The organism is Brevundimonas sp., from assembly GCF_031412435.1.
GTDB lineage: Bacteria > Pseudomonadota > Alphaproteobacteria > Caulobacterales > Caulobacteraceae > Brevundimonas.
In genome coordinates this window covers 1-13,910 of sequence record NZ_JANODA010000073.1, presented here as the reverse complement: position 1 = coordinate 13,910, position 13,910 = coordinate 1, and the positions used below count along the sequence as shown (strand labels likewise).

General features: G+C 67.8%; 12 protein-coding genes. 8 read left to right on the top strand and 4 right to left on the bottom strand.

The window, feature by feature from the left end:
• Window positions 1-64 precede the first annotated feature (64 nt).
• The 7 genes from RMO01_RS14080 (at window position 65) to RMO01_RS14050 (ending at window position 6,912) form a co-directional block, all read left to right on the top strand.
• Entirely contained in the window at window positions 65-559 is a 495-nt protein-coding gene (locus tag RMO01_RS14080) for a GAF domain-containing protein (RefSeq protein WP_309629688.1), read from the top strand.
• A 9-nt stretch (window positions 560-568) separates the two neighbouring features.
• Window positions 569-1,465, top strand: a complete 897-nt coding sequence (locus RMO01_RS14075) for an ROK family protein (protein WP_309629687.1) — start codon at window positions 569-571, stop codon at window positions 1,463-1,465.
• A gap of 216 nt (window positions 1,466-1,681) precedes the next feature.
• A complete protein-coding gene (locus RMO01_RS14070; RefSeq protein ID WP_309629686.1) occupies window positions 1,682-2,359 on the top strand; it encodes an SDR family NAD(P)-dependent oxidoreductase in 678 nt (225 codons plus the stop codon).
• Between the two features lie 2 nt (window positions 2,360-2,361).
• A complete protein-coding gene (locus RMO01_RS14065) occupies window positions 2,362-3,195 on the top strand; it encodes an HpcH/HpaI aldolase/citrate lyase family protein (RefSeq protein ID WP_409013085.1) in 834 nt (277 codons plus the stop codon).
• 146 nt (window positions 3,196-3,341) lie between these two features.
• On the top strand, window positions 3,342-5,306 hold the full coding sequence (locus tag RMO01_RS14060) for a capsular polysaccharide biosynthesis protein (protein WP_309629685.1): 1,965 nt from the start codon (window positions 3,342-3,344) through the stop codon (window positions 5,304-5,306).
• A 96-nt stretch (window positions 5,307-5,402) separates the two neighbouring features.
• On the top strand, window positions 5,403-6,551 hold the full coding sequence (locus RMO01_RS14055) for a beta-ketoacyl-ACP synthase III (protein ID WP_309629684.1): 1,149 nt from the start codon (window positions 5,403-5,405) through the stop codon (window positions 6,549-6,551).
• A 100-nt stretch (window positions 6,552-6,651) separates the two neighbouring features.
• The gene (locus RMO01_RS14050; RefSeq protein WP_309629683.1) at window positions 6,652-6,912 is read left to right on the top strand and encodes a hypothetical protein; all 261 of its coding nucleotides are present in this window, start codon (window positions 6,652-6,654) and stop codon (window positions 6,910-6,912) included.
• 42 nt (window positions 6,913-6,954) lie between these two features.
• Here the strand turns inward: RMO01_RS14050 and RMO01_RS14045 are convergent, their stop codons facing one another.
• The 4 genes from RMO01_RS14045 to RMO01_RS14030 form a co-directional block, all read right to left on the bottom strand.
• Complete coding sequence (locus RMO01_RS14045) at window positions 6,955-7,485, bottom strand: porin family protein (protein WP_309629682.1); 531 nt, start codon at window positions 7,483-7,485, stop codon at window positions 6,955-6,957.
• Between the two features lie 157 nt (window positions 7,486-7,642).
• Window positions 7,643-8,521 (bottom strand): 2-dehydropantoate 2-reductase, encoded by an 879-nt coding sequence (locus tag RMO01_RS14040; protein WP_309629681.1) that lies wholly within the window; start codon window positions 8,519-8,521, stop codon window positions 7,643-7,645.
• 3 nt (window positions 8,522-8,524) lie between these two features.
• Window positions 8,525-11,218 carry a pyruvate, phosphate dikinase gene (gene ppdK, locus RMO01_RS14035; RefSeq protein ID WP_309629680.1) on the bottom strand — a complete coding sequence of 898 codons (2,694 nt, stop codon included), beginning with the start codon at window positions 11,216-11,218 and terminating at the stop codon, window positions 8,525-8,527.
• A gap of 160 nt (window positions 11,219-11,378) precedes the next feature.
• On the bottom strand, window positions 11,379-13,457 hold the full coding sequence (locus RMO01_RS14030) for a catalase (protein ID WP_309629679.1): 2,079 nt from the start codon (window positions 13,455-13,457) through the stop codon (window positions 11,379-11,381).
• A gap of 177 nt (window positions 13,458-13,634) precedes the next feature.
• Between RMO01_RS14030 and RMO01_RS14025 the strand changes: the two genes are divergently transcribed.
• On the top strand, window positions 13,635-13,910 hold a 276-nt coding region (locus RMO01_RS14025), incomplete at its 3' end, for a DNA methyltransferase (protein WP_309629678.1).

The window sequence follows — 13,910 nt, the reverse complement described above, 5'->3', positions numbered from 1 at the left end:
CACTCGCGCTGGTCGGCCCTGGGGCCTATATGCCGCGCTCGCCCATCGAAGCGCCGGAGTCCCCATGTCCTACGTCACCAGAGACGACCGCCCCGCCGACAAGGCCGCCCGCTATGTCGAGGTCGAGGCCGAAATCCTGGCAGTCCTGGACGGCGAACCGAACGTGACAGCGCAGATGGCCACGGTGTCGGCGATGCTGGCGGACGCCTTTGAGGACTATTTCTGGACCGGCTTCTATGTTGTCGACCCGACGAAGGATCGTGAACTGGTCGTCGGTCCCTATCAGGGCACGTTGGGCTGTCTGCGGATCGCCTTCGGGCGCGGCGTCTGCGGGACGGCGGCGGAGACCCGGACGACGCAGTTGGTCGAGGACGTCCACGCCTTTCCCGGTCACATCGCGTGCGACGGCCGGTCGGAGAGCGAGATTGTGGTTCCGGTCATCGACGCGTCAGGCAAGTTGATCGCCGTGTTCGACGTGGATGCGACGCGTAAGGCGGCGTTCGACACGGTGGACGCCGAGGCGCTGGAGCGGTTGCTGGGCAAGGTGTTCGGCCGCTAAGCCTCCTTCATGCGCATCGGGATCGACTTCGGCGGAACCAAGATCGAGGCCGTGGGGCTGGACGCCGACGGCGCGGTCCTCGCCCGGAAGCGCGTGCCCAATCCCGGGGCCTATGACGCCGCCATCGACGCTGTCGCGGACCTCGTGACCTTCATCGAAGCCGAGAGCAGGCGGACCGGCACGGTCGGCATGGGCACGCCGGGCTCCCCGTCTCCGCGTACCGGGCTGATGCGGAACTCGAACTCAACCTATCTGAACGGGCGCCGGTTCGGCGACGATCTGGAGGCGCGGCTGGGGCGGCCGATCCGTCTGGTCAACGACGCCAACTGTCTGGCCCTGTCGGAGGCGACAGACGGAGCGGCGGCAGGGGCCAAGGTAGCCTTCGCTATCATCATCGGCACCGGCTGCGGCGGCGGGTTGGTCGTCGACGGGGCGCTGGTCGAAGGCGTCGGCGGGGTCGCCGCCGAGATCGGCCACGTCAGCCTGCCCTGGTCGAGCGTCGAAGAAGCGCCGGGGCCAAAATGCTGGTGCGGGCTGAACGGGTGTCTGGAGACCTGGGTGTCGGGCTCGGGCTTGCAGCGGGATCATCTGGAACGAACAGGTGAGGCCCTGGACGCGCCCGGCATCGTGGCCGCGGCGCGGGCGGGCGAAGCGGCGTCCGTTGAGAGCCTCGACCGCTATGTCGACCGTCTGGGCCGGGCGATCGCGATGACCGCCAACCTCATCGATCCCGACGTCTTCGTGCTGGGCGGCGGCATGTCGAACGTGACGGAACTGTACGAGCGACTTCCAGAGGTGGTGGAGCGGTACGCCTTCTCCGATCACTGGGCCGGGCGGATCACGCCGGCGGTGTGGGGGGATGCGTCCGGGGTGCGCGGGGCGGCGAGGCTGTGGCCCCTGCAGTGATTCCTCCGACGCAGAGCGACCGGAGGACCCAGACGCGCGCGAGAGCGCGAAACGGTGGCGCAGGCCTGCTTCCGACATCGGGTCTGAACAGATCGCCTTCGGCGCCCTCCGGTTCGATCTCGATCGGCCGGAGAGGCGTCCCCCGGTCCGCGCCGCAAGAGCGGCTTGCCGGACGATGACGAAAGAGAGATGAGGGCGGGAACCGGAGACCCACCCATGACCACCCGCACCCTCGTCGTCACCGGCGGCCACGGTATTCTCGGCAAGGCCGTCGTCAAGGCGGCGCTGGCCAACGGATTGAACGTCGCCCTGATCGATCATGCGTCGGGCGAGGCGGCTCCGAACGGGGCGCTGGAGATCGGCGGGGTGGACCTGACCGATCCGGGGGCGACCGAGGCGGCGATAACCCAGGTGGTCGAACGGTTCGGCGGCATCGACGCCCTGCTCAACATCGCCGGCGGCTTCGTCTGGCAGACGACGGACGACGCCAGACCCGCGTGGGACAAGATGTTCGCCCTGAACCTGACCACCGCGTTGAACGCCAGCCGCGCCGCCCTGCCCCATCTGAAGGCCTCGACCGAGGGCCGGATCGTCAATGTCGGGGCCAACGGCGCGCTCAAGGCGGGGGCGGGGATGGGCGCCTACGGCGCGTCCAAGTCGGCGGTGCACCGGCTGACCGAGGCCTTGGCCGAAGAGCTCAAGAACACGTCGGTGACCGTCAACGCCGTCCTGCCCTCGATCCTCGACACACCGCAGAACCGTAAGGACATGCCCGACGCCGATCCGGCCAAATGGGTCCGGCCCTCGGATCTGGCCGAGGTCATGCTGTTCCTCGCCTCGCCGGCGTCGCGGTCGATCACCGGCGCCCTGATCCCCGTCACGGGCAAGGTCTGAGCGTGGACATCCCCCGCAGTCTGCTGTTTCTGCCCGCCTCAAACGCCCGCGCCGTCGAGAAGGCGCGCGGCCTGGACTGCGACCTCGCCGTACTGGACCTCGAGGACGCGGTCGCGCCGGAGATGAAGACCGCGGCGCGGGCGGCGGCGGTCGCGGCCTTGAAGGCCGGCGGCTTCAAGGGCGCGGTCGGGGTGCGGGTCAATTCCTTGGGGACCGAATGGGGCGAGGCCGATCTGGAGGCGCTCGCCGGACTGCCTCTCGACTGGATCGTCGCGCCCAAGGTCGAGGAGCCGGGCCTGATCGACGCCTATGACGCACGCATCCATGAAACCGTGCAGCTCTGCGCCATGATCGAAACGCCAAAGGCCCTCCTCGATCTCCAAAGTATCGCAGGGGCCGGAGGGCCGCTGAGTGCGCTGATGCTGGGGGTCAACGACCTCGCGGCCGCGCTGGGAACGGGGCTGTCCACAGATCGCGAACCGCTTAAGCCCTGGCTGGCGGCGACGGTGGCGGCGGCGCGGGCCAACGGGCTGGCGGCCATCGACGGCGTATTCAACGGGTTGAGCGATCCGGAAGGACTGGCGGCTGAGTGCGCGCAGGGTCGGCTCTACGGCTTTGACGGCAAGAGCCTGATCCATCCGAACCAGATCGAGGCGGCCAACGCAGCCTTTTCTCCGACCCCTGACGAGATCGCGCAGGCGCGAGCCGTCGTCGACGCGTTCGCTGCTCCGGAGGCGGAGGGATCGGGCGCGATCCGCGTCGCAGGCGCCATGGTCGAGCGGCTTCATCTCACACGCGCACAGGCCCTGCTGGCGCGCGCCGCCGCGAGCCGATAGACCAGCGGCCGGTCCCGGCGAAAGCGTAACGGTTGCAACACCCTGTCCCTCTCAGCACGGATGCGCCCGGCGATTCGCCCCGGCGCGCCTGGGTGTGTTCTCCGGGGATCCTTGACGTTCCATTCCTGCGGACGTTCCTGCCCGAGTTGGACCTGAAGGCCAGCCCGTTCGCCCCGGTGGACGCCGTCGTCGGCTGGGGCCTGAAACCGTCGTCGAAGGCCGGTCGGGCGCGTGCGAAGCGGCGGAACCTGCCCTATCTGGCGCTGGAGGACGGCTTCCTGCGGTCGATCGGCCTCGGCGAGACGGGCGCTGCGTCCCTCAGCCTGATCGTCGACGACATGGGGATCTACTATGATGCAACCCGGCCCTCGCGACTGGAACGGCTGATCGAGACTGCTCCCGCCTGGTGCGACGCCGACATGCACGCACGGGCCGCCGCCCTGACCGAGCGGATCGTCGCCTCGGGCCTGTCGAAGACGAACATGGGCGGGTCGCTGGACCGGTCGATCCTGAGGCCGGGCAAGCGAATCCTGCTGGTCGACCAGACGGCGGGCGACGCCTCCATCGGCAACGGGCTGGCGGGGCCGGCGAGTTTCGCGGCCATGGTGCGAACGGCCAGGGTGGAACGGCCGGACGCCCAGCTGATCGTCAAACGCCACCCGGCCGTGGCCGCAGGCAAGAAGAAGGGCTGTATCGTCGACGCAGACCTGGCGGGCGTGACCCTGCTGGACGCGGACGTGCGCCCGGCCGAGCTTCTGGCCGAGGTGGACGAGGTCTGGTGCGTGACTTCTGCCCTGGGGTTCGAGGCCCTGCTGCGCCGCCTGCCGGTCCGCTGTTTCGGCGCATCCTTCTACTCAGGCTGGGGCCTGACGACGGACGAGGTCCAGACCGGACGACGCGGGGTCGCGCGCGATCTGGAGACCGTCGCCGCCGCGGCTCTGATCGCCTATCCCCGCTACGTCGATCCCGTGACGGGCGAGCGCTGCGAGGTCGAGGCCGCCGTCGATCGGCTGGTTTCCTTGCGGGACCGCGCCGACCGGCTGGCTGGAACCTGGGCCGGGGTCGGATTCTCGCCCGCGAAGCGCCCGCCGATCCGGCGTCTGCTGAACGGCCCGCGGACGACAATGAAATACTTCGCCTCCGCCAGCCGGGCGGCAGCCAGGGCCGAGGAGACCGGCGGGCGGCTGATCTACTGGGCCGGCAAGGAGACGGCGGAGATCGCCGGCGTCGCGGCGAGCACCACCGCGCCGGTAGTGAGGATGGAGGACGGCTTCATCCGCTCGCGCGGCCTAGGCTCGGACTTCTTCGGGGCGCTCAGCGTCGCCCTGGACGATCAGGGTGTCTACTACGACCCGACCCGACCCTCGCGGCTGGAGAGCCTGATCGAGGGCGCCGGGCAGTCGCCGGGGATGCTGGCGCGGGCGGAAGCCCTTCGCGAACGCGTCGTCGATGCGGGCCTGTCGAAATACAATCTGGCCGGCGACGGCCGCCGACCCAACTGGCCCGGCGGCGCCCGCAAGGTGCTGGTCGTCGGCCAGGTCGAGAACGACAAGTCGATCCTGAAGGGCTGCGGCGACATCCGCACCAACTCCGGCCTGGTCGAAGCCGTGCGCGCCGATTATCCCGACGCCTTTCTGATCTACCGCAACCATCCCGACGTCATGAGCGGCAACCGGCTAGGGATGCTCGACGCCTCGGCGATCCATGCCGTGGACGCGACCGCGGACGATTTCGACATCATCGACTGTCTGGAGGCCTGCGACGTGCTGGCGACCCTGACCTCCCTGTCAGGGTTCGAGGCCCTGATGCGCGGCAAGACGGTGGCGACCTATGGCCGGCCCTTCTACGGCGGCTGGGGCCTGACGCAGGACAGGATGACCTATGAGCGCAGGACTCGCCTGGCGAGCCTGGATGCGCTCGTGGCCGCGGCCCTGATCGAATACCCGATCTATGTCACGCCGGAAGGCTGGCCCTGCGAGCCCGAGGATCTGGTGACCGCCCTGATCGCCGCCCGCAAAGATCCGCCGCCGGAGGCGCCGCCTCATCAGGTCGCGCGCTGGTGGAAGGGCATCCTCGCCAGTCTCGACCGCCGCCCGCCACCGGCCTATTGAAGCCTTAGACAAATCCGATGAGGGCGCGAAACGTCCCTCAAGCAGCGAGCCTCCCCAATCTCCCGAAAAGGGGGCTCGCGATAGGGACCAACGAAGTTGCCACACGCTGTCATCGCCGCCACCGGCCTGTTCACCCCCGAACAGTCGATCTCCAACGCCGAACTGGTGGAGGCCTACAACGCCTGGGCCGAGAACTGGAACAAGGACCACGCGCTCCAGATCGCCGAGGGCGACGTCGCGGCCCTCACGCCCTCCTCCGTCGAGTTCATCGAGAAGGCGTCGGGCATCAAGAGCCGGTTCGTGCTCGACAAGGCCGGCGTGCTCGACCCCCAACGGATGGCGCCGCGCATCCCCGAACGCGGCAACGAAGAACTGTCGATCATGGCCGAGATGGCCGTGAAGGCGGCCCGTCAGGCGATCGAGGCCTGGGGCAAGCCGGTCTCGGAGATCGGCGCCGTCCTGTGCGCCGCGTCGAACATGCCCCGCCCCTATCCGGCACTGGCCGTCGAGGTCCAGCAGGCCCTGGGCATCGAGGGCTTCGGTTTCGACATGAATGTGGCCTGTTCCTCGGCGACCTTCGGCATCAAGACGGCGGCCGACTTCATCGCCTCGGGCTCGGTCAAGGCCGTGCTGATGGTCAACCCCGAGGTCTGTTCGGCTCACCTGAATTTCACCGACCGCGACAGCCACTTCATCTTCGGCGACGTCTGCACCGCCGTGATCGTGGAGAGCTCGGACACGGCAGGGCCCGGCGGCTGGGATGTCCTGGGGACGCGCCTGAAGACGGTCTTCTCCAACAACATCCGCAACAATTTCGGCTTCCTGAACCGCTGGGCGCTGGAAACGAATGCCGTCGCCGGTTCCGACCGCGCCGCCGGCCAGCAGGACGACAAGCTGTTCATCCAGCAGGGCCGCAAGGTCTTCAAGGACGTGGTGCCCATGGTCTCCGACATGATCGTCGATCACGCCGGCGAACTGGGCATCGAGCCGACCGGCCTGAAGCGGATGTGGCTGCACCAGGCCAACATCAACATGAACCAGATGATCGGCCGCAAGGTCCTGGGTCGTGATCCCGCCGCAGACGAGAACGTCATCATACTGGACGAGTACGCCAACACCTCGTCGGCCGGTTCGATCATCGCCTTCCACCTGCATCAGGACGGCTTCGAGGCGGGCGACACAGGCCTGATCTGCAGCTTCGGCGCGGGCTATTCGGCGGGGACGGTGTTCGTCAGGAAGCGCTGATCACGAACTGATGACCCGACGAACACCGGCATAGCTTGCGCCTGCTGCGCGAGTCTGGGAGGTATTCGCAACCAGACGCCGCCCGGAACGGAGTCCCCGGATGAGCCAAGCGCCCGCCAAGCCCAACTTCCTCGAAGCCCTCGCACGTGATGTCGCGATGGTGCTGAAATCACTCGGCGGTTCGGCGCACCAGAACGTCGTCATCGACTGTGTCGCGGCCCTGAAGCGACAGCGCGGCGAGCCGGTCACAAACGACCTGCGTCAGGCCGTGGTCGAGGCCTTCGAGCGCTATTCGGAATGGTTCATCCGGCCGTTCGGCGACGGGTCGATGCGCTGGGCGCTCGTGGCGGAACCCACGTGACGGCATCCCCGCCCGCACAGCGGACGGGGAGCCGGTTCGTCTTTAGAAGCGACGCACGTAGCTGACGCCATAGGTGTCGATCTCACCGCCGTTGTCGTCGGTGAAGTCGCGACGGGTCCAGTCGGCGCGCAGGCCGTTCTGGGCGTCCAGGTAGTAGGTACCGCCGACGCCGTAGTTGACGCTCTCGCCGTCTTCCTCGGCGCTGATGCCGGCGATGTCGGCCTTGATCGAGGTCGTGCCGTAGCCGACGCGGCCGAACAGCTCGAAGTTCGGGCTGACCGGCAGGACGCCCACTGCGTACAGGGCGGCATCGTAGTCCTGTTCCACCGAGCCGTTCACGCCGGCCACGGTGATGTCGTCGTCCTTGACCCCGATGGAGGCTTCGCCTTCGACGGCGAAGTTCGGGCTCAGGCGGGCGGTGGCCCGGCCCGTGATCGCGCCGAGGTTGACGTCGTCGCCGTCAAGCACCGTATAGCCGACCGAACCCGACCACTGAGGCGAGGAGACGGTCTGGGCCATCGCCGGAACAGCGAACAGGGAAATAGCGGCGGTCGCGAGAAGAATATTACGCATTGTTTCTTTAACTCCTAGATGCGGGACTGTTGTCCCGGCCCCATCCAGCGAGAGCTCAAGTATGTATCCAGAGGGGCCGTTCCAAGGCCGGATCATTACATGATGGAAACTGTGCGCGCCGAAGCACAGACGGCGTTATACTCGCCGCCTTGTCGCCCTATTCCATCGTTGACAGCAGGGTCGCCGCCATCCTGTTTAGCGGCGTGGGGATTCCGTGGCGCGCGCCGAGGCGGGCGATGACGCCGTTGCGGGCGTCCCACTCCATGGGCCGACCGGCTAGACGATCGCCGAGCAGGGAGTTCACCGAGTCGGGCGGCGAGGTCTCGGCCCGCTCCACGACCCATTCGGGAATGTGGTCGCCCAGCTCCGCGCCGACCGCCCGGCCGACGAGGACGCACTCGCGGACCATGCCCCGCATCAGGTCGGCGACACCAGCTTTTGTGACCACGCCGCCTGGCAGACCGGTCAGGGCGTTGACCGCACCGGCGCAGTTCAGGGCCAATTTGGTCCAGGCGACGGTGGTGAAGTCATCGGTGGTCGAGGCGACGATGACGCTCTCGGCGAACAAGGCGGCAAAGGCCTCGCCCGCCTCCCCGGCCGGAACGACGATCGTGCCGTCGCGACGGTGCTGGATGCGGCCGGGGGCGCTGCGTTCGGCCGGGATGTCGACGACGACGGGGACGATCCGCTCGCGCGCGACGAACGGGGCGAACCGCTCAATGTGCTCAACGCCGTTCTGGAGCACGGCGACATGGGTCTCCGGGCCCACAAGGGGCGCGAGCCATGCCGAGGCGGCGGCGACGTCATAGGCCTTGGTGGAGACGAGGACCCAGTCGACGGGGGCGGTGATCCCGGACGGGTCGATGACGACGCGGGGCGACGCCTCGATCAGGCGGCCGTTGGGGGCCTCGACCACCAGGCGGTCGAGCCGAGTCCGGGCGCACAGGGTGACCGACGAGACGTGCGGGCTGTGCGACAGCCACGCGGCGACCGTTCCGCCGATGGCGCCGGGGCCGACGACTGCGATCGTCGTCATGGGCTATCGATCCTTCTCGCGCGCCTCGCCGCCACGCGAGACCAGAGCCGCCTGGGCCGCAGCCAAACGCGCGATCGGCACGCGGTAGGGGCTGCAGCTGACGTAGGCCAGGCCGACCTGTTCACAGAAGGCGATCGAGGCGGGGTCGCCGCCGTGTTCTCCGCAGATTCCCATCTTGATGTCGGGACGGACCGCCCCGCCGCGCTCGGCGGCAATGCGGATCAGGTCGCCGACGCCCTCCTGATCGAGGCGGACGAAGGGATCGGTCTCGAAGATGCCCTTGTCCATATAGGCCTGCAGGAACCGACCCGAGTCGTCGCGGCTGATACCAAACGTCGTTTGGGTCAGGTCGTTGGTGCCGAAGGAGAAGAACTCGGCGTGCTCGGCCAGGTCGCCGGCGCGCAGGGCGGCGCGCGGCAGTTCGATCATGGTGCCGACCAGATACTCGACGCTGTCACCGGCCTTGGCGAAGACGTCGCGCGCGGTGCGGTCGGTCAGGTCGCGCAGGTATTTCATCTCCAGACCCATGGCCACAAGCGGGTGCATGATCTCCGGGATCGGGGCGGCCTGCGCGCCTGTTTGCTTGACCTCCAGCGCGGCCTCAAGGATGGCCCGCACCTGCATCTCGTAGATCTCGGGATAGGCGACGCCCAGACGGCAACCGCGGTGGCCGAGCATCGGGTTGGTCTCGTGCAGTTCGCGGGCGCGGCGCTTCAGCTTGGCGGCGTCGATGCCCGAGGTCGCCGCCAGGGCATCGATGTCCTCGTCTGTGTGGGGGATGAACTCGTGCAGGGGCGGGTCGAGCAGGCGCACGGTGACCGGCAGGCCAGCCATGATGGTGAACAGCTCGACGAAGTCCGACTTCTGGAACGGCTCGATCTTGTTCAGCGCGGTGCGGCGCCCGGCCTCGTCATCGGCCAGGATCATCTCGCTCACGGCGGCGATCCGGGCCTCGTCGAAGAACATGTGTTCGGTCCGGCACAGGCCGATGCCCTCGGCCCCGAAGCCCCGCGCCGTGCGGGCGTCCAGCGGAGTCTCGGCATTGGCACGCACCCGCAGACGACGGACCTTGTCGGCCCAGGCCATCAGGGTCTGGAAGTCGCCCGTCAGCTCGGGCTCGATCATGGCCACGGCGCCGTCCAGAACCTCGCCCTTCGAGCCATCAATGGTGATGATCTCGCCGGCCTTGAAGGTGCGGCCCCGCGCGGTGAAGGTCTGGGCCTTCTCGTCGATTTGGATCTCCCCGGCGCCCGAGACGCAGGGGCGGCCCATGCCGCGCGCGACCACGGCCGCGTGGCTGGTCATGCCGCCGCGCGCCGTGACGATGCCGCGCGCCGCATGCATGCCGTGAATGTCCTCCGGCGAGGTCTCCTCACGCACCAGAATCACCGCGTCGCCCAGCTGGTTCAGCCGCTCGGCCTCATCGGCGTCGAAACAGACCTTGCCGGTGGCGGCCCCGGGGCTGGCAGGCAGGCCGGCGGCGACCACATGGCGGACCGCGTCCGGGTCCAGCGTCGGGTGCAGCAGCTGGTCCAGCGCCGAGGGTTCGACCCGGCTGATGGCCTCTTCCTGGGAAATCACCCCCTCGGCGGCGAGATCGACGGCGATCTTCAGCGCCGACTTGGCGGTGCGCTTGCCGTTTCGGGTCTGCAGCATCCACAGTCGGCCCTGTTCGACCGTGAACTCGATGTCCTGCATATCGCGATAGTGGCGCTCCAGCGTGCCGACGACGTCCACGAACTGGGCGAACACGGTGGGCATCGCCTCTTCCATCGAGGGGGCGGTCTCGCCCATCTCCTCGCGGCCGGCCCGGGTCAGGGACTGGGGCGTGCGGATACCGGCGACGACGTCCTCGCCCTGGGCGTTGATCAGGAACTCGCCGTACAGCTTCGATTCGCCCGTCGACGGGTTGCGGGTGAAAGCGACGCCGGTGGCCGAGGTCTCGCCCATATTGCCGAACACCATCGACTGGATGTTGACGGCCGTGCCCCAGCTTTCGGGGATGTCGTGCATGCGGCGATAGAATTTGGCCCGGTCGTTCATCCAGCTGGCGAAGACGGCCGAGACCGCGCCCCACAGCTGTTCGTGCGGATCCTGCGGGAACGGCGTGCCCAGCTCGCGTTCGACCACGGTCTTGTATTCGGTGACGACCTTTTCCCAGTCGGCGGCCGACAGGTCGGTGTCGACGGTGACGCCCAGACGATCCTTGTGGTCGTCCAGCACCTCCTCGAAATCGTCGTGGCTGAGGCCCAGCACCACGTTCGAATACATGGTGATGAAGCGGCGGTAGGAGTCGAAGGCGAAGCGGCGATCGCCCGACAGCTTCGCCAAGCCCTCGACCGTCTCGTCGTTGAGGCCGAGGTTCAGGACCGTGTCCATCATACCCGGCATAGAGGCGCGGGCGCCCGAGCGGACCGAGACCAGGAGCGGGTTCGACGCATCGCCGAACGTCTTGCCGACGATCGATTCGACGGTCTTCAAACCGGCGGCGACCTGTCCGGCCAGATCGGCGGGATAGGCGTTCCCGTTCGAGAAATAGTGGACGCAGGCCTCAGTCGTCACGGTGAACCCGGGGGGCACCGGCAGGCCCAGCCTGGCCATCTCGGCCAGGTTCGCGCCCTTGCCGCCGAGCAGGTTTTTCAACGACGCATCGCCGTCGGCGGAACCACCTCCGAAGCCGTACACCCACTGAGTCATCGATAGTCCCCTGAAGCCGTGTCGAGGTCGGCGGGTTGACCCCGCTCAAGTGTCGCACTGACTAACGTGCTGCGCGCGCGAAGGCGAGGCCGGGCTGTAACAAAGGGTGATCCGATGTTGCGTTCCGGCGTCTCCCGAACGAGAGACGCCGGACGCGAAGTCAGGCCAGCATGCGCACCTGGGGCTCGCGGTCCCACTGGCGCGTCGCGGCGGGAGCCAGCCAACCGTCGACGCCGTCGGACAGATCGATCACGCCGTCGTCGGGCTCGACATTGGCCTTGTCCAGCAGCGGCTGGGCCTCGGCGGTGAACCCGATCGCCTTCAGGTGGGCAAAGGCGAAGGCCGCGAAATCGACCGCCGCGCTCTCTTTCAGCAGTTCGGCGCATCCGGCTTCGGACAGCACCAGAGCGACCGCGTCGAACACGACCGATGGCGTACCGGCCAGTTGGCCGTCGGCCTTCAGCTTCCTGCCGCCTTTGAGGGTCACGCCGCCGATCTTCGGCGCCACGATCTTGACCGTCGCGCCCTGTCCTTCGGCCGCCGCCTTGACGGCGTCGATGACCGAACTGTCTGCGCCGTCGGTGACCAGGATGCCGACAGCGCGGCCCTTCAGGGTGTCGGGATATTTGCCGACGATGCGCAGGGCGGGCGAGGCGTCCATGTCGAAGGGCTCGCTCGCGGCGGGAGTGGCGGCGGGCAGTTTGACGTTCAGGCCGTCCGCCACGCGCTGGGCCAGGGTCGCATCGACGTTCTGCAGATTGCCCAGAACCCGGTCGCGGACGTGATCCATCGTCACCTTGGACAGTTCGAACACGAGCGCGCTGGCGAGGTGGGCCTGTTCGATCTCGGTCTGGGAGCGGAAGAACAGCCGGGCCTGGCTGTAGTGGTCGGCGAAACTTTCGGCGCGCAGGCGGACCTTGGACCCTTCCATCGGCACTTCGAAGCTGCGGAACCCGCCCTTGGGGTCCTCGCGCGGACCGCCCTCCTCGCCCGCCTGGCTGAGGCTGTTGGGCTCATAGTTGGCGCGGCCGGTGAAGACCTGGGTCTGCATCTGGCCGTCGCGCTGCATGTTCTGGAATGGGCAGCCCTTCGCCTGGTTGATCGGCAGCTGGTGGAAATTGACCGTGCCCAGACGCGACAGCTGGGTGTCCTGATAGGAGAACAGCCGGCCCTGCAGCAGAGGGTCTTCCGAGAAGTCGATGCCGGGGACGATGTTGGTAGGCAGGAAGGCGACCTGCTCGGTCTCGGCGAAGAAATTGTCGGGGTTGCGGTTGAGCGTCATCTTCCCGACCACGCGGATGGGATGGACTTCCTCCGGGATCAGCTTGGTCGCGTCGAGGATGTCGAACGGCAGGGCGTCGGCCTCGTCCTGGCTCAGCAGCTGGACGCCGAATTCCCACTCGGGGAAGTCGCCAGCGTCGATAGCCTCGAACAGGTCGCGGCGGTGGAAATCGGGATCGGCGCCGGCGATCTTGACCGCCTCGTCCCAGCAGGTGGACTGCGTCCCCAGCCGGGGCCGCCAGTGGAATTTGACGAAGGTCGCCTCACCCGCCGCATTGATCAGGCGGAAGGTGTTGACGCCGAAGCCCTCAATCATCCGCAGGCTGCGCGGGATGGTCCGGTCGGACATGGCCCACATGATCATGTGGGTGGTCTCGGGCATCAGGCCGACGAAGTCCCAGAAGGTGTCATGGGCGCTGGCCGCCTGCGGATAGCCGCGGTCGGCCTCCATCTTCACGGCGTGGACCAGGTCTGGGAATTTGATCGCGTCCTGGATGAAGAAGACCGGGATGTTGTTGCCGACGAGGTCCCAGTTGCCCTCCTTGGTGTAGAACTTCACGGCGAAGCCGCGCACGTCGCGGGGCGTGTCGACGCTGCCCGCCCCGCCCGCCACGGTGGAGAAGCGGGTGAACAGCTCGGTCTTCTTGCCGACCTCGGTGAGGATTTTGGCCGTGGTGTAATCGGCGAGGCTCTCGGTCAGTTCGAACACGCCGTGGGCGGCCGAGCCGCGGGCGTGGACGATGCGCTCGGGGATGCGCTCATGGTCGAAATGCTGGATCTTCTCGCGCAGGACGAAGTCCTCCAGCAGCGAGGGGCCGCGCGGGCCGGCCTTCAGCGAGTTCTGATTGTCGCTGACGGGGACGCCGTGGTTGGTGGTGATGCGCGCGTCGGGCGCCGAGGCCGTCTGGTGGGTCTCCCCGCCGTTTCCGGGGGTGGAGGGGGTCTTGGAAGCGGCCATGGCGAAAGGTCCCGACAGGAGGAAGCGTTGACGTCCCAACGCCCGGCCCAACCTCCGGTCTCAGCTTGGCCGTAGCTTATTTTCTCTGTCGGAGTTCGACGAAACCGCCGCCGGTTACGCGCCCTTAACCGCGATGATTCACCAATCGGTCCTCAAGCTGTACGGGGCCGCGTTTCCATGTCCGATCTGAAGACCGACGTCGTCCTGAGGGGCGACTGCATCGAGGTGTTGCGGTCCCTGCCCGACGCCTGCGTCGACATGGTGTTCGCCGACCCGCCCTATAACCTGCAGCTGGGCGGGGACCTGCTGCGGCCCGACAATTCCAGGGTCGATGCGGTCGACGACGACTGGGACAAGTTCGACAGCTTCGCCGCCTATGACGCCTTCACCCGCGCCTGGCTGAGCGAATGCCGCCGGGTGCTGAAGCCCGAGGGCAGCCTGTGGGTCATCGGC